The sequence below is a fragment of the Leucobacter japonicus genome (genome assembly GCF_001273855.1).
Lineage (GTDB): Bacteria > Actinomycetota > Actinomycetes > Actinomycetales > Microbacteriaceae > Leucobacter > Leucobacter japonicus.
On the sequence record NZ_JHBX01000104.1, the window covers coordinates 273,113 to 291,574 of the forward strand.

An 18,462-nucleotide genomic window follows, 5' to 3' on the forward strand; every position below is an offset into this window, starting at 1 on the left:
CGATTCTAGTCGCCGCGGCGCACCCGGCCGTTCAGGTCGGGTGCGCCCGGTACGAGAGGTCGGGGGTTGTGCGCTAGGCTAATCGGGTTGCATCTGCTCGCCTCCGTAGCTCAGGGGATAGAGCGCCGGTTTCCGGTACCGTAGGTCGGGGGTTCGAATCCCTCCGGGGGCACTGCAACATCAGCTCCCATCGCGTCAGCGGTGGGAGCTTTTTGCATATGCGCTGGGCACGTCGTCTGACTTGCCGTGTGCGAGCCACAATGCGCGTCCCTCATTCGACGCCCACTCGCGCGGCAGAAGCTTCCGAGTTGCAGTGCAGGCATGCGAAACATGACGAAGAAGTTCCAGAAATCGTTCCGTATGGTCGCTCTTGCGGGTGTGGTGCTTGCCGCCAGCACTGCGCTCACTGCGGCGCCCGTATCTGCTGCTCAGGCCGCACCCGCTTCGGCGTGCGTGTCGAACCTGTACTCCTCAGGTGGCGTGGCACCGTGCATCAAGAATCTTCAGATCCTCGCGAACCACAAGCTCCCCTACATCACGGGTCAGCGACTCGTCGTCGATGGCCAATTCGGCCCCGCGACGCGAGCCGGCATCGTCGCAATCCAGAAGAAGTTCGGGCTCGCGCAAGACGGCGTGGTCGGCGCGAAGACCTGGCGCACGCTCTGCAGCCCGTCGACCATCGCTCCGTACGCCGGGGAAGACTTCACTGCGGCTGAAGCAGTGGCGGCCCGAAACGCCGGCTGCTGACCAGGATTCCCGCAATACTTGGGGAGTGTACCGGGTGTCAACAAGACACTCGGTGCACTCCTCCCCTCAGCTCCAGGCCCCGGTGAGCAGCCCGATGATCGCGATGACTTGCACCGCGCCGAGCACGATGCCGGTGATCGGCCAGGCGTAGGTGCGCCTGGCCGAGATGGCGAAGCAGAGTGCGACGATCCCGAGCACCGCACCGACTGCACCGATCAATGCCGACAGCGGCATGACGATGAGCAGCAGCCACCCGTAGTTCTGATCGACGGTGACCATCAGTAGGATCACGATCGCGATCGGCAGAATCCCGGCCGCCGATACGATGGTCGCCGCGAGGCCCCAACCGAAGGCGCGGCGGTCGGGGCGAAGCTCGAGGTTCGTCATGCGGTCAGCTTAATTGGCGAGGAACGCGAACGTCTCGCGTGCGATGCGAGGCGACGACGTGTGGTGCAGGTAGTGCTCACCGGGGAGCTCGATCACGGCGGATCGCTGCACCGCCGCAGCCTGCTCCTCGTGCATGCGCTGCCAGTCGGCGAGTTCCGGATCGTGTGCGACGAAGAACAGCACCGGCAGGTCGGTCGGGAACGTGAGGTCGGCTACGGCCGCAAAGGTACCGGGCAGCTCGGCCGACTCGCTGATCATCGCGTGATCCATCGAGTTCCGGTTCGTGAGGATCCGCGTCTGTTCGCGCTGAGTATCGGTGTACGGTGCACGCGAATACGGATCGTCGGCGACCGCGTTCAGCGCGCGCAGCACGCCGAGCGCTTTGAGTGTCTGCACCCCGTCGGTGGGCACGGCCTCATCGGCACCCGGCTGACCCGGCACGCTGCTGTCGATGCCGACGAACGCCTCGACCTCCCCGGGGTAGCGGTTCGTGTAGTCCAGGGCGTAGATGCCCGCGATCGAATGCCCCATGAGCACCGGACGCTCCACCCCGAGCCGCGCGAGCGTCTCGTGCAGCTCTTCCGAGTAGGCCGTCACGGTGCGCGGCACATCGGTGTCATCGCTGAGACCGGTGCCGAGCGGTTCGTAGGCGAGCACCCGGGCCTGGCCCGCAAGCTCGTCGATCAACGGCGCGAAGTCGATGGCCGGCGCCGCCGTGCCGAAGCCGGGCAGCAGCACGATGGTCGGCGATCCCGCAGCCGCCTCGCCCCCGATGTCGAGCACATTGACCGAACCGGCATCGAGTTCGATGCGGGTGCCGTAGTCCTGCAGCCGATCCGCGTCGCGTGCCGAAGCGACACCCTGAGCAGTCGCTCCCGCTCCCGCTGCAAGCGCCACCACACCGGCCACGCATCCAACGGTCACCAACAGTCTTTTGACGCTCTTTCGCACGCGCGACACTCCTCTCAAGGTGCGCGTGGGTTCACGCGCACCTCCAGTGAATCGAGTTCTCGCTGCGGGCGCCTCAGGCTGCCGGCGGAGCGGGTTCCACCCGTGAGCTGAGTGTTTCTGCGCGACGGACGCGAGGCGTGGTACCGCGGTCTGACGCGTGGTCGAAGCGACGTCTAGGCGCGTGGGCGGAGCTTGCGGCTGACCCACACGACGATCGCGTCGAAGCCGAGAATCACGACGGCGATGACGACGACGTAAATCGCGACGATGCCGTACCCGCCGATGCGTTCGGGGTTGAGGAACGGGTAGGGGTACCACCCGGTCGCGGCGCCGCGAATGAGCGTGTAGATGACCCAGATGATCGGGAAGATTGCCGCGACCCGCAGATGCCGGAAGGTGAGCGCTCCCCGACCGGGAGCGAAGATCCAAGCTGCGACGACGAGGACCGGCCCGACGAGGTGCAGCACCTCGTTCGACCACCCGAGCGTCCCCTCCTGATCGAGCGAAATCTGGCGCAGCAAGGTGTTGTAGACGATGCCCGTGGTCGCCATGTACGTCGCGACGGCGCCGAAGAATGCGGTGAACCATGCGGGATCAATCGCGCGGGTCGACGAGAACCATGCGGCTTTGATGAGTGCGATGACGGCCAGCACGTTCGACAGGATCGTGAAGAAACTGAAGAAGTTCGTGTAGAAGAAGGCGCGGTCTGCGGGATCGAAGCTCAGGCTGTAGACGAGTTGCCCCACGATGGCCGCGAGGATGAGGAGCGCGGCCGCTGCGGCGAGCGCCGCGAACACGCGACGTCGGGCGGTGGCGTGCGCGGGAGCGTCGGTCTGCGTCATCGGGGTCCTCACGTCTACAGGTGAACTCCCCTATTCTGCCGCAGGCGGCGATCGCTGCACCACGAATGTTCGGGTACCGCCAACCGTCGTCGATTCGCCGCACTCGTGAGTGACAGACATACATGCAACCGCATCGTATGTGCGCATCTGGCCGACTAGAATGCTTGCAGGAGGATCACATGCCAGTTCCCGCTTCATCGAAGCCGAAGATTGCCCGCCGCCTGCTGCGCGATGAGGCGCACGACGCCATCCGCGACGCTATTCTCGACGGCACGCTCGCCGCGGGTGAGCAGCTCGACGATGCCAGCTTGCAAGAGTGGCTCGGCATTTCACGCACTCCGATTCGCGAGGCGATCATCGCCCTCCAGGTCGAGGGTCTCGTCGAGATTGCCGCGCAGACCCACACCCGAGTGGTGCAGCCGAGCAAGGAGAGCGTCGAAGACGCGATTCAAACCGTCGGCGTTGTGCTCGGAGGCGTCATGCGCACGGTGGTTCCGGCACTGACCGACGCGACGCGCACGGAGATGCTCGCGTTCACCGACCGTGCGCAAGCAGCAATTGCTGCGGGTGACGTGCGCGGACACATGGCGGTTGCGGTCGAACTCTACGATTTCCTGGTGCAGCAGTGCCCCAACCCGACGTTGCAGAGGCTGGCCGCCGGCACGGTGACCTCGCTCAGCTTCCAGTACCGCATCACCATCGATGCGCGCACGCCGAACTGGGAGCTGCTGTCGAGCGGGTGGAGCCGTATGCGCGAGGGGATTGAGTCAGCCGACCCGATCGCGACCGAGCTCGCGTTCGAAGACATGCATCGTCTCCCACTGCCCGGCCCCGCCTGGGCACCGGCAACGTGGCACGAGGCTCCGGGGGCCTAACCCCGACGCCCGGCGATCAAGCCGCCTCGCGAAAAGCGGCGCGGTAGTTCGCCGGCGTCGTGCCGGTTTCGGCATGGAACCGATCCCGCAGCACAGCGGCGTTGCCGAACCCGCAGCGACCGGCGATCTCCTCGATCGAGGCATCACTCGTCTCGAGCCACTCACGGGCCCGCACGACCCGCTGCTGAGCGACCCATCGAGTAACGGTCGACCCCGTGCGCTGCCGAAACGCGCGCGTGAATGCGCTGCGGCTGGCGTGCACGTGCGCCGCCAAGACATCGATCGTGAGCCGTTCATCGAGGTGATCGAGTGCCCAGCTGCAGGCGCGCCCCACTGGATCATCGATCTCGGGCACGATCGGCGTCTCGATGAACTGCGCTTGACCGCCCGGCCGGTGCGGTGCGGCGACGATGCGCCGTGCGGTGCGGTTCGCGATGTGCTGCCCGCTGCGCGAGGCCAAGAGGTGCAAGCACGTATCGATGCCCGCACTCGCCCCCGCTCCCGTCAGCACCGACCCCTCATCGATGTAGAGTGCGGCGGGGTCGAGTCGAACTCCAGGAAATCGCGCACGAAACACGTCGGCCCATTTCCAGTGAGTGGTGGCCGCTCGCGCATCGAGCACCCCCGCATCGGCCACCACGAACGCCCCTAAGCACAGGCCAACGATTGTCGCGCCACGTTCGTGTGCGTGCCGGATCGCGCTGACGACGGGACCCGGGGCCGCCTCGTGCGGTGCACCCCACCAGGGCACGACCACAACGTCGACGTCATGGAGCAGCCCCAGGTCGTGCGGCACCACGATCTCGAACCCGGCGCTCGTCGGGAGTGGGCCGGCCTGCTCCGCACAGACACCGATCGTCCAGGGCTCCGACTCCCCCGCGGGGGTCTCAGGCCCGAGCACCAGCGACGGCACCGAAAGATGGAACGGGCTGATACCGGGAAACGCGATCACCGCGACACGTGGTGCTGACATGCGATTGACCCTGCGCTTTCGTCCGTTTTCCGTGCAGTGCGACCCGATTGCATCTGTTCCAGTGCAATCGGCCGAGTCACACTGTACGTGACGCAACCGAAAGGATCATCATGACCGCATCATCCACCCTCCGCGAGCTCAGCGGGCTGCCCACCGAGGCCGCGACCCTGGCCAGCGCCACGGTCATCCTCGTCGACTACCAGAACACTTACACCACCGGGGTGATGGAACTCGAAGGATGGGACTCCGCGCTCGATGCTGCCGCAGACCTGCTTGCGCGAGCTCGCGCGGCAGGATCCACCATCATCCACGTCGTGCACGACGATGGCCCCGGCTCCCCCTACGACATCAGTTGCGAGATCGGAGCGATCCACGAGCGCGTCGCTCCGATCGACGGTGAAGCCATCGTCGTCAAGGGCGCACCGAATGCGTTCGTCGGCACCAACCTCGGCGATCTCGTCGATGCTGCCGGTCACGAGGAGGTCGTCATTGGCGGGTTCATGACCCACATGTGCGTGACGTTCACCTCGGAGGGCGCGTTCTTGCGCGGCAACCGCCCCACTGTGGTCGCCGACGCGACCGCGACCCGCTCGCTGCCGACCGTCGGCGGCGGAGTCGTGCCGGCCGCAGAACTGCACCGCAGTGCACTCGCGACGATCGGCGACATCTACGCGGTCGTCGTGCCCAGCGCGAGCGACCTGAACTAGGGTGCAAGCGCCCGTGTGGCGGTGGACACTCCCGTTCGCCGCCACACAGGCATGTCACACATAACTGTATTGTCAGTAAACTTTTTTGAGATTACAGCGATCTCATGTTAGATTTCCTGCATGTCAACGATCGACGCCACACCCCTCACCGAAGAGGCGCCCGAACCGGCCGCAGGAGTCGGTGCGCGCTTGCGTCGGCGGCGACGCGCCCTCGGGCTCACGCTCAAAGATGTCTCGGCAGGCTCCGGCCTCACTCCGGGGTTTCTCTCGCAGATCGAACGCGGACAGGCGAATGCGAGCGTTCGAGCCCTGCAGGAGATCTGCAGTGTCCTCAAGCTCGGAGTCGGGGATCTCTTCGAAGCGCAAGGCGATGAGCCGGCGCATCGCGTGATCAGGTTCTCGGACGCCCAGGGATTCTCGTTTGGCAACGGCGCGACAAAACTGAAGCTCACCCCGTCGCACTTCGATCATCTCGAAGTACTCATGGGCCTCTTCGAGCCGGGCGGATCGACCGGCTCGCGCCACTACACCCACGGCGCCTCTGAAGAGGTGCTGGTGGTGATCGCTGGTCGAGTGATCGTGACCGTCGATGGCGTCGCTCATGAGCTCGGCGAACTCGACTCACTGCACTACAACAGCAGTCAGCCTCACCACATCGTCGAAGCCACCGGCACGGCTCACGCTCGCGTGATCTGGACGATGGCTCCCCCGACCTACTGAGCGAGCACCGCCACCTGCCCCGGAGTCCCTGGGCGGGCAGCATTTGGCGCGCCCGCACCCAGCAGCTCCACGACGCAACACGCACCACCGATTCAGAAAGCAGTACAGTGACCGACTACACGAACGGCGAGATCTCGCACTGGATGCACACGACCGCAACCGGCTCGCCGGCCCGCGCCGCTGCCCCGTCGCGACGTGCCGAGCTTCCCACCGAGACCCAGGATCTCATCATCGTCGGGGGCGGCATGACCGGGCTCTGGGCCGCGTACTACGCGATCACTGAGCACCCCGAATGGAACATCACGGTGCTCGAAGCCGAGGAGATCGGCTACGGCGGATCGGGTCGGAACGGGGGCTGGGTGTCGACGCTGATCCCCGGCAACCGCGCCGTGTACGCGAAGTCCGTCACGCGCTCTGGAGGTGATGGGCGCGCTGCGGTTCGCGAGTTCCAGCGCGAGATGAGCGATGCGATCACGGAGACGTTGCGTGTGCTGCAGTTGGAGGGGATCGCCGCCGACCAGCATCGCGGTGGTCAGCTGCAGGCGGCGACGACACCCGCCGCTCTGAAGCGCTTGCAGGCGACGTATCGCGCCAACCTCGAGAACGGGTACGACCCGGATGCGCTGGAACTCCTCGACGCGCAGCAATTCCGGGAGCGCATCGACATCACCCCTGCACTCGGCGGCCTGTTCTATCGCGATACGGCACGCGTGGACCCCGCGAAACTCACCCGCGGACTGGCAGACGTCGTCGAGTCGCGCGGTGTGACGATTCGCGAGGGCGCCCGCGTCTCGGAGATCCTCCCCGGGGCCGCGGTCACCTCGCGCGGCACGCTGCGCGGCACGACCGTGCTGAGCTGCCTGGAGGCATTCACCGGCAGCGTCGCGAGCACTGCACCGGGATTCGGGAAACGTGAAGTGATCCCGGTGAACTCGTCGATGATCGTCACCGCACCACTGTCGGCCTCTGATTGGCAGCGTATCGGCTGGGATGGTCGCGAGTGCCTCAACGACGGCGCTCACACCTTCGTCTACGCGCAACGCACCGCCGACGACCGCATCGCGATCGGCGGCCGAGGCACCCCTTACGCATTCAACTCCGGACTGCCCGGAACCGGAGAGGTCGACGCCCGCACCATCCGCACGCTGCGCGAGCGCCTCGCCTTCTTCTTCCCGGGCGTCGAGTTCCCGATCGAGCATGCGTGGCGAGGCGCGATCGGCGTCACGCGCGACTGGTGCGCGGGAATCACGTTCGACCCGGCCACTCGCATCGGAAATGCGCGCGGATATGCCGGGCACGGAGTCACCGCGACGAATCTCGCAGCACGCACACTGCTCGATCGCGCCGCCGGCCGCTCGACGCCATTGACGGCATTGCCCTGGAATGACCACGATTCGGGCCTGTGGGAGCCCGAGCCGATTCGCTGGCTCGGTGTCCACACGATGTACCGGCTCTTCGGCGTCGCCGATGCTTGGGAAGAATCGCGTCATTCCGAGAACACCTCACTCATCGCTCGCTTCGGATCCCGATTGGCAGGACTGCACGAATGACCCGCACCGAACCCCAACCACCGCACACTGCCGCAACGAGCCTGGGTCGCACTGGCCTCCCCTCCGGCGTCTGGCGCATGGCGTTCACGGAACTCTGGGAGCGCTATTCCTTCTACGGATTGCAGGGAATCCTTTCGTTCTACCTGCTGTATTCACTCGCTGACGGTGGCCTGGAGATCGCGCCTGCGGCGGCCGCGGGCATCGTCGGTGCGTACGGCGGTTCTGTCTACCTCGCTCAGGTACTGGGGGCCTGGCTCGGCGACCGACTGATCACTCCGAAGCGCATGGTGCTCTTCGGCGCCCTCATCATCACCGTCGGCCACATCGTGCTCGCGTTCGCACAGGGCCTGAGTGGTCTCGGGGCCGGCCTGATGCTCATCGTGCTGGGCACCGGTGCACTGAAGACGAACATCACATCGATCGTGGGCTTCATCGTCGAAGGTCGTTCACAACAAGAGCGCGATGTGAGCTTCTCCTACTTCTACATGGCGATCAACATCGGCGCCGTCGTTGGGCCACTGACCACTGGCTTCGTGCAGAACCAGTTCGGTTTCCACTGGGGATTCGGTCTCGCAGCGATCGGCATGGCCGCGGCGCTCGTGCAGTATCTGTTTGCAATGGGGCGACTCCCGGAGCGGGCATCACTCGTGAACAACCCCCTTCCCCGTTCGCGCTTCCCGCTCGCGATCGCGATCGCACTCGTCGGCATCGCAGCCATCCTGGCGGCAACGTTCTCCGGTGTGCTGCGTGCCGACAACTTGTCGAGCACGACCACGATCCTCGCGCTCCTGGCAGCAGCCGCGTACTTCGTCACCATGTGCACCTCAAGAAAGGTCACTCGTGACGAACGCCGCCGAGTATTGGGGTTCTTGCCACTGTTCCTCTTCTCCGGCATTTACTTCGGACTCCTGTTCCAGAAGTTCACCGCAATCTCAATTCTCATCACTGAGCGCATCAACTTGCAGATCGGCGATTGGACGTTTCCTGTTGCGTGGATCACCACGGTCAGCCCGCTCGCCGCGGTGCTCGTCACCCCGCTGATCGCGCGACTCTGGAGCAGACTCGGGGATCGACAGCCATCGCCGGTCGCGAAGTTCGGCATCGGGCTGATCCAGATCGGCTGCGCCTATCTCTTCCTGCTGATCATCTCCCAGGCCACCGGCGATGCGTTCATTCCGCTGGCATTGATCCTCATCTTCATGGCTCTGGCCGGATCCTCCGAGGTCTTTGTCGGCCCGATCGGCCTTTCCCTCGCCACGAACATCGGGCCGAACGCGTTCAAGTCGCAAATGGTGGGCCTCAACTTCTTGACGCTCGCGCTGGGGTCGTCACTGTCGGGCCTGCTCGGTCAACTCTTTGCGGCGATCGAATCGCCGCAGTACTTCATGATCGTCTCCGGCACCGGGCTGCTGCTCGGCGTGAGCCTCATCGTCGCGCGTCGACCGCTCGGATCGCTCCTCTCCTCGCGATCGTAATCGCACGACTGAGGCAGCCCCTGCACACCCGTGTCCAGGGGCTGCCTCGCCCGCAGCGGCTCCAATACGCTCGACGCATGGACGATCGCCTGCAGCACGCCGCTCGCGCAACGGAGCAACGTCGCGCGTTTCGCGTGCTCGCACGCGGCGGGTATGTTGCCAGTGGTCTCGTGCACGCACTCATCGGTGCGCTTGCGATCTCCGTCGTGGTGCGGAGCGGAGCCGCGGAAGCCGATCAGGTCGGCGCACTCTCGGCCATCGCCGGCATCCCGCTCGGCTTCGCCGCACTCTGGGTCGTCGCTGCACTCCTCTTCGCGTTAGGCGTGTTTCACGTCGTCCACGGTTTCGCCCTCGACCTCTCGTCACGCCGCAAGCGTTGGGGTCGCCGGCTTGCCGAGTGGGGTCAGGGCATCGCTTTCTGCGTCATGGGCGGCATCTCGGTCGCTGTGGCGCTGGGAGCCCGCCCGGACCCAGACGAAACGGCGCAGCAAGCGAGTCGCGGCCTGTTGACGTTCCCCGGAGGTTCCGTAATGCTGGTGATCGTCGGCATCGGCGTTGCCGTCGTCGGCGGCGCCTGGGTATGGATGGGGATTTCGCGGAGCTTTCGCAAGCAGATGACCCTGCCGCACAGTGCCGCGGGTCACGCGATCGCCGGGCTCGGGACCGTCGGCTTTGTCGGCAAGGGTGCGGCTCTGCTCACCGTCGGCGGTGTGCTGGCGCTCGCCGGGCTCGAACGCGATTCGACGTCGGCGGGCGCGCTCGACGCCGCGATCACCTCACTCTCGAAGCTTCCCGGCGGCAACGTCGCGATCGTGCTGATCGGAGTGGGCTTCCTCGCCTACGGCCTCTTCTGCCAGTTCCGGGCACGCTTTGCCGATCTCTAATGCCCGGGGCCTCCTCAGCGGCGTGTGAAGGTGAGGTGCGTGACACCACTCGGCGTCGTCTCGGACTCGACTGAGAACCCCGATTCCCACCCTTCGAGTCCTTCCCACAGCTGCGAGCCGCGGCCGAGCAGAATCGGAACTTGCACGACGTGCAGCACGTCGATCAGGTCGGCGGCCAAGAACTCGCGCACCGTACTCGGCCCGCCTCCGATGCGCACGTCTTGGCCGGCCGCCGCTGCGAACGCTTCGGCGAGTACGTCGTGCGGCGTCGCGTCGCGAAAATGGAACGTCGTCTCGCCGCGGGTGAGCGATGCACGCGGGTGGTGCGTCAACACGTACACCGGCGAGTGAAACGGCGGCTCGTCACCCCACCAGCCGCCCCACTCCGCGTCGTCGTGCCACCCCGGAGGGCCGTACTTGCCCGCGCCCATGATTTCAGCACCGATGTTCTCCCAGGCCCGACGCGCGTGACGATCGTCGGGTTCCGTCGCCGGGTCGACCGCCTGCCGCTCGCGATCGCCAGAAAGCCCCTGGAAGGTCGCGGTCGGGAAGAACCACTGCATGAGCCGCATTCCGGCGTGGCCAAATGGCGCATCGAGCGACTGGTCGGCGCCCGCCCCGTAGCCGTCGAGCGAGATGGCGATATTGTGTGCGCGTGCGAGAGGCATCAGTGGCTCCGTTCGTTCGAGGTTCGCAGAGTGCGGCGTGCGTCAGCGGTCGTCGAGGGCGCGACCCTTGCGGTCGACGAGCCCCCAGGTCGCCCCTGCGGCGACCACGAAGAACACCGCGAACACCGTGAATGTCAGGGCAGATCCCCCCGCGATGAGCAGGACGGGTACGAGGAGTGGCGCCACGATCGAAGCGATGCGCCCGACCCCGGCTGCCCAGCCCGCACCGGTGGCGCGCGCTGAGGTCGGATAGATCTCGGGGGTGACCGCGTACAGCGCACCCCAGGCGCCCAGGTTGAAGAACGACAGCGCCATCCCTGAAGCGATGATCGCGGCTTCAGTATGCACCGTGCCGAACACGATCGCGGAGGCCGCCGACCCGACTAAGAAGACGGACAGCGTCAAGCGGCGCCCCCAGACTTCGATCAGCCACGCGGCGACCGCGTACCCCGGCAATTGCGCGAGCGTAATGATCAGGGTGAAGCCGAACGAGCGGACGAGACTGAAACCGGCATCGACCAGGATGCTGGGGATCCAGATGAACGCGCCGTAATAGGCAAAGTTCACGCAGAACCATACGACCCAGATCGACAGGGTGCGGCCGCGGTACTCAGCCGACCAGAGTGTCGCAAGACGGGATCCTGATGAGGCGGGAGTTGCGGGGACCGCCCCGACTCCAGCGGCCTCCTGGGCCGAAGCCGAAGCCACCTTCGCAGGCGACGGTGCGACGTCGCTCGGTGATCCGGCAGCCGCTTCGAACGAGGCGACGATCTGCTCGGCTTCGGCGGTGCGCCCCCGACCGGCAAGCCAGCGGGGCGACTCGGGCAGCGCCCAGCGCACGACGAAGGCGTACACGGCAGGAATCGCTCCGAGCGCGAACGCCCACCGCCAGCCATTCTCAGATGCCGGCACAACGAAGTAGCCGATCAGCGCGGCCGCCGTCCACCCGACTGCCCAGAATGCCTCAAGGATGACGATCAGTCGGCCTCGGATGCGCGCCGGCGCGAACTCGCTCACATAGGTCGACGCCACAGGCAGCTCGGCACCGAGCCCCAGACCCACGAAGAAGCGCAGTACGAGCAGCACGGCGATGCCGCCCACGAGCGCGCTCGCCCCCGTCGCGACACCGTAGACGAGCAGGGTGATCGCAAAGACGTGGCGCCGACCGAACCGATCTGCCAGCAACCCGCCGAGGCTCGCGCCGATCGCCATACCCGCGAAGCCGACCGAGGCGATCAGCCCGCCCTCGGCTTTATCAATGCCCCACTGCTGCGTCAGCGCAGCAATGATGAACGAGATCAGCCCCACATCCATGGCGTCGAGCGCCCAGCCGATGCCAGACCCTCCGAGGATCTTGCCGTGCTTGCGAGTGAACGGGAGCGCGTCGAGGCGCTGCGCGAGAGAGCGGCGCTCGCCCGTCGAGGTTGCGGTCATGGGTTCATCGTAGGGCTCACCACCCACATCGCGCAGCAGTCAGTCGGCGACGGCTGTCGAGCTCAGCAGGCCACCACGTTGACCGCAAGGCCGCCCATCGCGGTTTCCTTGTACTTGTCGCTCATGTCTTTGCCGGTCTCGCGCATCGTGACGATCACCTCGTCGAGGCTGACGCGATGGTCACCGTCGCCCATCAGCGCCATCTTCGCGGCGTTCACCGCTTTCGAGGCGGCGATCGCGTTGCGCTCGATGCACGGAATCTGCACGAGCCCGCCGATCGGATCGCACGTCAGACCGAGGTTGTGCTCCATCGCGATCTCGGCTGCGTTCTCGACCTGTTCGGGGGTGCCGCCGAGCACTTGCGCGAGACCTGCCGCGGCCATCGATGAGGCGGAACCGACCTCGCCCTGGCAGCCGACCTCGGCACCCGAGATCGACGCCTGCTCTTTGTAGAGCACGCCGACCGCACCGGCTGCGAGCAGGAAGTCGGCGACCGCGCGCTGCCGCTGTTCGCTGCTCCATGAGGCGGCGCCGGGCGCGTAGTGCGTGGCGTAGAAGAGCACGGCCGGAATGATGCCCGCAGCGCCGTTCGTCGGTGCGGTGACCACGCGGCCACCAGACGCGTTCTCTTCGTTGACGGCGAGCGCGACAAGGTTGATCCACTCCTGCCAGAACACGGGATCGCGGTGCGGATCGCGCTCCGTCAGCCGACGATGCCAGTCGGGCGCACGGCGTCGCACATTGAGCCCACCGGGCAGCACGCCGGTGCGTTCGAGTGCTGAGTTCTTGCACGCCTCCATGACGTCCCAGATGTGCCCGAGCCCCTCGCGCACCTCGCGTTCGGTGCGCGAGACGCGCTCGTTCGCAAGCATCACGTCAGCGATCGAGATCCCGGCGCCGCGGGCGTGCGTGAGCAGTTCGTCCGCAGTGGTGAACGGAAACGGTTGCTCGGCGGCTCGGTGGTCGCGCTGATCGTGCAGATCGTGTTCGCTGCCTTCGCCGTCACCGTCGCGCACGATGAACCCGCCGCCGACCGAGAAGTAGGTCTCCGACGCGATCACGGCGTCGTCGGCGTCGAGCACGGTGAACCGCATACCGTTCGTGTGCTGCGGCAGCACGGTGAGCGGTCGCAGCACGATGTCATCGACACCGAAGCGCAGCACATTCGGGTCGCCGTCGAGTTCTCCCCCCAGTCGCAGTTCACCGCTCCGCTCCTGCCGTGCGAGGGCCGCGTCGACCTCTTCGGGGAGGACGGTCTCGGGGTCGAATCCTTCGAGGCCGAGCAGCACCGCGGTGAAGGTGCCGTGGCCGTGGCCCGTCGCCGCCAGTGACCCGAAGAGGTCGACGCGGAGTTCGCGCACGCTTCCGACCCCGCCGGAGCGGCGGGCCAGCCCGGCCACGAACGCGCGCGCAGCGCGCATCGGGCCCACCGTGTGTGAGCTCGAGGGCCCGATGCCGACCGTGAAGAGGTCGAAGACGCTGACGGCCATGATGACATCCGCGAGGTTACGCGGCAGAGATCTCCGCGCCGTTGTCTGCGGCGTACTGCGCGGCGTCGAGCAGGGGGCCCTCAGCGGTGACGGCGACCTTGAACAGCCACGCGGCGCCGTACGGGTCGGAGTTCAGCAGTGCCGGGTCGTCGACGACTGCGGAGTTGACCTCGACGACCTCTCCGGCGACCGGCGAGAACAGTTCGGAGACCGACTTCGTCGACTCCACTTCACCGACGACGGCTCCGACCTCGATCGTCGCGCCCACCTCGGGCAGGTCGACGTAGACGATCTCGCCGAGGGCATCGGCCGCGACTTCGCTGATGCCGACGATGGCGGGGCTGTCGCCGGTGATCCATTCGTGCTCGGCGGAGTAGCGGAGTCCTGATTTGACGGTGCTCATGATGTGGGTTCCTTTACGGGTCAGGGTGATCGAGGGAAGCGTGGGAGATGACTCAGGCGCCGCGGCGGTAGAACGGAAGCTCGACGACGGTGAACGGTCCGGCCTTGCCGCGCAGATCGACATCGAGTCGGGTGCCGGGTGCAGCGTGCTCGGGCGCCACGTAGGCGAGCGCGATCGGGTATCCGAGCGTCGGGCTCGGCTGGCCGCTCGTGATGCGCCCGACGGTCTCCGCACCCGAGAGCACGGCGTACCCGCCGCGGCCGGCGCGTCGTCCATCGCCCCGCAGACCGACGAGCACGCGCTCGCCCGGAGCATCTCGGCGCGCCTCGAGGGCCTCACGGCCGACGAAGTCTTCGGTCTTCTTGAACGACACCACGGGGCCGAGCCCGGCATCGAACGGAGTGACTTCGCGGCTGAGCTCGTTGCCGTAGAGCGGCATGCCGGCTTCGAGTCGCAGCGAGTCGCGCGAGGCGAGCCCGGCGGGCACGAGCCCGTGGTCGGCTCCCGCGGCGAGCAGTGCACGCCAGAGTGCCGGGGCCTCGGCGTTCGGCACGTAGAGTTCGAACCCGTCTTCGCCGGTGTACCCGGTGCGCGCGAGCAGCACGGGGATCTCGGCGATCACGGCCTGTTCGGCGGCGTAATACTTCAGATCGCTGACGAGCGCACGCTGCTCTTCGGGCACCAGGGTGTGCAGGATCGCCACAGCGTTCGGCCCCTGCACCGCGACGAGGCTGGTGTCTGCCGATTGATCCGTCACCTCGACGTCGAACCCGGCTGCACGCTCGATGAGTGCGTCAGCGACAGTCTGCGCATTGCCGGCATTCGGCACGACGAGGAAGACGTCTTCGGCGAGACGGTACGTGATGAGATCGTCGATGATGCCGCCGTCTGCCGCACAGATGAGCGAGTACTTCGCACGCCCCACCGCGATCGCGGCAAGATTGCCGACCAGGGCGGAGTTCAGATACGTTGCGGCGTCGGGGCCTGCGACGCGCACCTCCCCCATGTGCGAGAGGTCGAAGAGACCGGCGGTCTCGCGCACCGCGCGATGCTCGGCCAGCTCGGAGCCGTACTTCAGTGGCATGTCCCAACCGCCGAAGTCGGTGAACGAGGCGCCGAGTGCCGCATGCTCGTCGTGCAGAGCGGTGTGCTTCGGCGTGGAGTTCTCGGGTGCTGCAGTCATCTTCGGCCTCAGTTCTCGAACGCTTCGGGCGCCGGGCAGGCGCAGATCAGGTTGCGGTCGCCGTAGGCGCCATCGATGCGGCCCACGGGCGGGAAGTACTTGTCGGTGCGCATCGCGTCGACGGGGTACGCGCCCGTTTCGCGGGGGTAGGCGCGGTCCCACTCCCCGGCGATCAGGCTCTCGGCGGTGTGTGGTGCGAGTCGGATCGGCGAGGCCTCGACGGCGATCTCGCCCGCGATCACCGCGTCGATCTCGGCGCGGATGGTGATCATTGCTTCGATGAAGCGGTCGATCTCGGCCAGATCCTCGGACTCGGTGGGTTCGACCATCAGCGTGCCCGCGACCGGGAACGCGAGCGTCGGGGCATGGAAGCCGAAATCAATGAGGCGCTTCGCCACGTCTTCCGCCGTGATGCCCGATTGCGCGGTGAGCTCGCGCAGGTCGAGGATGCACTCGTGGGCGACGAGCCCCGTCGCTCCGGTGAACAGCACGGGGAAGTGCTCGGTCAGGCGCGCCGCGATGTAGTTCGCCCCGAGCAGCGCCGTCTTCGTCGCGAGCGTGAGACCTTCGCCGCCCATCATCGCGATGTATGCATACGAGATCGGCAGCACTCCGGCCGACCCGAACAGGGTCGCCACGACCGGCACGCCGCCGCTCACCGAGTACGTGCCCGTCGGGTCGTTCGGCACGAAGGGCAGCAGGTGCTCGGCCACGCCGATCGGGCCCACGCCGGGGCCCCCGCCGCCGTGCGGAATCGCGAACGTCTTGTGCAGGTTCAGGTGCGACACGTCTCCCCCGAACCGGCCCGGCTGCGCGAGACCGACGAGCGCGTTCATGTTCGCCCCGTCGATGTACACCTGCCCGCCCGCGGCGTGCACCTGGTCGCAGACCTCGCGGACGTCGTCGTCGTACACCCCGTAGGTGGAGGGGTACGTGATCATGATCGCCGCGAGCTCGTCGCGGTGGGTCTCGATCTTCGCGGTGAGATCGTCGAGGTCGATGTGCCCGGAGTCGGTGTTCTTCACGACGACGACGCGCATCCCCGCGAGCACCGCCGATGCCGCGTTCGTGCCGTGCGCCGAGGCAGGGATGAGGCACACGGTGCGCTGCTCGTCGCCGCGCGACCGGTGATACCCGCGAATCGCGAGCAGACCCGCGTATTCGCCCTGCGCCCCCGAGTTGGGCTGCAGCGAGACTCCGGCGTAGCCGGTGATCTCGACCAGACGACGCTCGAGATCTTCGATGAGCTCACGCCACCCACGCGTCTGCGACTCGGGCGCGTACGGGTGGATGCCCGCGAACTCCGGCCACGAAATGGCCTCCATCTCGGCGGTGGAGTTCAGCTTCATCGTGCACGACCCCAGCGGAATCATGGTGCGATCCAATGCAAGGTCGCGATCGGCGAGGCGGCGCAGGTAGCGCAGCATCTGCGTCTCCGAATGGATCGACGTGAAGATCGGATGCGTCAGGAAGTCGCTCGTGCGAGTCAGCGCCGCCGGGAACCCGAAATCGCCCGGCACGACGGCGCCGTCGAACGACGCTCCGAAGGCCCGCACAACCGCGGCAACGTGCGCGTCGGTGGTGGTCTCGTCGGTGGACACGCTCACCGTGTCGGCGTCGATGCGGCGCAGGTTGATGCCCGCCTCAGCGGCTTCCGCAACAATGTCGTCGGCACGACCCGGCACCACGGCACGCACGGTGTCGAAGAAGGACTCGGAGGCCAGCTCGACACCGGCCGCGGCCAACGCCTGCGCGATGGAGCGGGCGTGCGCATGGGCGCGGGCCGCGATCGCGGTCAGCCCGTCGGCACCGTGGTAGACGGCGTACATCGACGCCGTGATCGCGAGCAGCGCCTGGGCGGTGCAGATGTTGCTCGTCGCCTTCTCACGGCGGATGTGCTGCTCGCGCGTCTGCAGCGCAAGCCGGTACGCCTGCCGACCGGCGCTGTCGCGAGATACCCCGACGAGACGGCCCGGCAGCGAGCGCTCGAGACCCGAGCGGATCGCGAGGTACGCGGCGTGCGGCCCGCCGAAGAACAGCGGCACCCCGAAGCGCTGTGTGTTGCCCACCGCGACATCGGCGCCCTGCTCACCCGGAGGGGTGATCAGTGTCAGCGACAGTAGGTCGGCGATGACCGTGACCATTGCGCCGCGCTCCTTCGCCGCTGCGATCACCGACGAGTGATCGACCACCGCGCCGTCATCGCCGGGCTGCTGCAGCACGACACCGAAGATGTCGCCCTCGGGCAGCCCCTGCGACAGGTCGGCAACCTCGACCGCGAAGTCGAGCGCCTCCGCTCGCCCCTGAATGACGGCGATGGTCTGCGGGAACAGGTTGGCATCGAGCACGGCCCGGGCCGTCGCCGGAGCACGACCGGCACGACGCATGAGCAGCACGGCCTCGGCCGCCGCCGACGATTCGTCGAGCATCGACGCGTTCGCCACATCGAGTGCGGTCAGATCCGACACCATCGTTTGGAAGTTGAGCAGCGCCTCGAGGCGACCCTGCGAGATCTCGGGCTGGTACGGCGTGTAGGCCGTGTACCAAGCCGGGCTCTCGAGCACGTTGCGGCGGATCACGGGCGGCGTGTGCGCATCGGAGAACCCCTGCCCGATCATCTGCGTCTTCAGCACGTTCTTCGCCGCGAGTGCGCGCAGGTCAGCGAGGATCTGCTCCTCGCTGCGGCCCGAAGGAAGGTCGAGCGGCTCGGTCTTGCGGATCGACGCCGGCACGGCCGCGTCGACGAGGGCGTCGAGCGAGTCGAATCCGATCGACGACAGCATGGTCGCCACGTGCGCCGGGTCGGTCACACCGATATGCCGGTCGGGGAAGGTGCGGATTGCGGGGAATTCGGTCACGGGGATCTCCGGAGGTAGTCGCGCGGTCGCGCGAACGAACTGGGATCCTCCCCGCTCTGTAACGGACCTGAGAGATTCAGACGCGGGATCACCTGCGTCCTTGCACCGTCGGTGAGCGAGCGTTGCCGCTCACTGCTTTCCAGAGTTGCCGCGCTGCAGCGGTACGGGTGCCTGAGAGATTCCCGGGGAGGGATTGCTCCTACGGCGCCAGGGCTCCGTTGCCGGACCATGGACTCTCCCGCCACAGCTTGATGGCCGATATTCAGAAGTCGTGCTCACTCTACCATCGGAGCGCGAGCTGGGGAGGTGCGGGTC

At 66.8% G+C, this 18,462-nt stretch carries 17 protein-coding genes, 1 tRNA gene and 2 riboswitches; of the genes, 8 read left to right on the top strand and 10 right to left on the bottom strand.

Features of this window, described 5'->3' with window-relative positions; genetic code table 11:
- Window positions 1–99 precede the first annotated feature (99 nt).
- Window positions 100–172 (top strand) — tRNA-Arg (locus tag AMS67_RS05695).
- A gap of 158 nt (window positions 173–330) precedes the next feature.
- Window positions 331–747: a peptidoglycan-binding domain-containing protein gene (locus AMS67_RS05700; RefSeq protein ID WP_206541742.1), complete on the top strand. Its 417-nt coding sequence runs from the start codon at window positions 331–333 to the stop codon at window positions 745–747.
- A 66-nt stretch (window positions 748–813) separates the two neighbouring features.
- Here the strand turns inward: AMS67_RS05700 and AMS67_RS05705 are convergent, their stop codons facing one another.
- The 3 genes from AMS67_RS05705 to AMS67_RS05715 all read right to left on the bottom strand — a co-directional run bounded on the left by AMS67_RS05705 (window position 814) and on the right by AMS67_RS05715 (window position 2,927).
- Window positions 814–1,134 carry a hypothetical protein gene (locus tag AMS67_RS05705; protein ID WP_053386488.1) on the bottom strand — a complete coding sequence of 107 codons (321 nt, stop codon included), beginning with the start codon at window positions 1,132–1,134 and terminating at the stop codon, window positions 814–816.
- Window positions 1,135–1,143: 9 nt separating this feature from the next.
- A complete protein-coding gene (locus tag AMS67_RS05710; protein WP_241487998.1) occupies window positions 1,144–2,058 on the bottom strand; it encodes an alpha/beta hydrolase in 915 nt (304 codons plus the stop codon).
- A gap of 200 nt (window positions 2,059–2,258) precedes the next feature.
- Window positions 2,259–2,927, bottom strand: coding sequence for a Pr6Pr family membrane protein (locus AMS67_RS05715; protein ID WP_053386489.1), 669 nt, complete (start codon window positions 2,925–2,927; stop codon window positions 2,259–2,261).
- A 179-nt stretch (window positions 2,928–3,106) separates the two neighbouring features.
- Between AMS67_RS05715 and AMS67_RS05720 the strand changes: the two genes are divergently transcribed.
- Window positions 3,107–3,802: a GntR family transcriptional regulator gene (locus tag AMS67_RS05720; RefSeq protein ID WP_053386490.1), complete on the top strand. Its 696-nt coding sequence runs from the start codon at window positions 3,107–3,109 to the stop codon at window positions 3,800–3,802.
- Window positions 3,803–3,818: 16 nt separating this feature from the next.
- Here AMS67_RS05720 and AMS67_RS05725 read toward each other — a convergent pair whose 3' ends face one another.
- A complete protein-coding gene (locus AMS67_RS05725) occupies window positions 3,819–4,775 on the bottom strand; it encodes a GlxA family transcriptional regulator (protein ID WP_053386491.1) in 957 nt (318 codons plus the stop codon).
- A 110-nt stretch (window positions 4,776–4,885) separates the two neighbouring features.
- Here AMS67_RS05725 and AMS67_RS05730 point away from each other — a divergent pair, with 110 nt between their 5' ends.
- From AMS67_RS05730 to AMS67_RS05750, 5 genes are all read left to right on the top strand, one after another.
- Window positions 4,886–5,482 (top strand): isochorismatase family protein, encoded by a 597-nt coding sequence (locus tag AMS67_RS05730; RefSeq protein ID WP_053386492.1) that lies wholly within the window; start codon window positions 4,886–4,888, stop codon window positions 5,480–5,482.
- 120 nt (window positions 5,483–5,602) lie between these two features.
- Window positions 5,603–6,202, top strand: a complete 600-nt coding sequence (locus tag AMS67_RS05735) for a cupin domain-containing protein (RefSeq protein ID WP_053386493.1) — start codon at window positions 5,603–5,605, stop codon at window positions 6,200–6,202.
- 107 nt (window positions 6,203–6,309) lie between these two features.
- Window positions 6,310–7,752 carry an NAD(P)/FAD-dependent oxidoreductase gene (locus tag AMS67_RS05740; RefSeq protein WP_241487999.1) on the top strand — a complete coding sequence of 481 codons (1,443 nt, stop codon included), beginning with the start codon at window positions 6,310–6,312 and terminating at the stop codon, window positions 7,750–7,752.
- A complete protein-coding gene (locus AMS67_RS05745; protein WP_075201240.1) occupies window positions 7,749–9,227 on the top strand; it encodes a peptide MFS transporter in 1,479 nt (492 codons plus the stop codon). The genes AMS67_RS05740 and AMS67_RS05745 overlap by 4 nt, the downstream gene beginning before the upstream one ends.
- Window positions 9,228–9,304: 77 nt before the next feature.
- Entirely contained in the window at window positions 9,305–10,111 is an 807-nt protein-coding gene (locus AMS67_RS05750; RefSeq protein ID WP_053386494.1) for a DUF1206 domain-containing protein, read from the top strand.
- Window positions 10,112–10,125: 14 nt separating this feature from the next.
- Here the strand turns inward: AMS67_RS05750 and AMS67_RS05755 are convergent, their stop codons facing one another.
- The 6 genes from AMS67_RS05755 to gcvP all read right to left on the bottom strand — a co-directional run bounded on the left by AMS67_RS05755 (window position 10,126) and on the right by gcvP (window position 18,147).
- On the bottom strand, window positions 10,126–10,779 hold the full coding sequence (locus AMS67_RS05755) for a dihydrofolate reductase family protein (RefSeq protein WP_053386495.1): 654 nt from the start codon (window positions 10,777–10,779) through the stop codon (window positions 10,126–10,128).
- A 42-nt stretch (window positions 10,780–10,821) separates the two neighbouring features.
- Window positions 10,822–12,213: an MFS transporter gene (locus AMS67_RS05760; protein ID WP_053386496.1), complete on the bottom strand. Its 1,392-nt coding sequence runs from the start codon at window positions 12,211–12,213 to the stop codon at window positions 10,822–10,824.
- A 62-nt stretch (window positions 12,214–12,275) separates the two neighbouring features.
- Window positions 12,276–13,703 (bottom strand): L-serine ammonia-lyase, encoded by a 1,428-nt coding sequence (locus tag AMS67_RS05765; protein WP_053386497.1) that lies wholly within the window; start codon window positions 13,701–13,703, stop codon window positions 12,276–12,278.
- A gap of 16 nt (window positions 13,704–13,719) precedes the next feature.
- Window positions 13,720–14,106, bottom strand: a complete 387-nt coding sequence (gcvH, locus tag AMS67_RS05770) for a glycine cleavage system protein GcvH (protein WP_053351930.1) — start codon at window positions 14,104–14,106, stop codon at window positions 13,720–13,722.
- Window positions 14,107–14,158: 52 nt separating this feature from the next.
- A complete protein-coding gene (gene gcvT / locus AMS67_RS05775; protein WP_053386498.1) occupies window positions 14,159–15,289 on the bottom strand; it encodes a glycine cleavage system aminomethyltransferase GcvT in 1,131 nt (376 codons plus the stop codon).
- Window positions 15,290–15,297: 8 nt separating this feature from the next.
- Entirely contained in the window at window positions 15,298–18,147 is a 2,850-nt protein-coding gene (gene gcvP / locus AMS67_RS05780; RefSeq protein ID WP_053386499.1) for an aminomethyl-transferring glycine dehydrogenase, read from the bottom strand.
- Window positions 18,148–18,193: 46 nt separating this feature from the next.
- Window positions 18,194–18,296: riboswitch (glycine riboswitch) on the bottom strand.
- Window positions 18,297–18,398: riboswitch (glycine riboswitch) on the bottom strand.
- Between the last annotated feature and the right edge of the window lie 64 nt (window positions 18,399–18,462).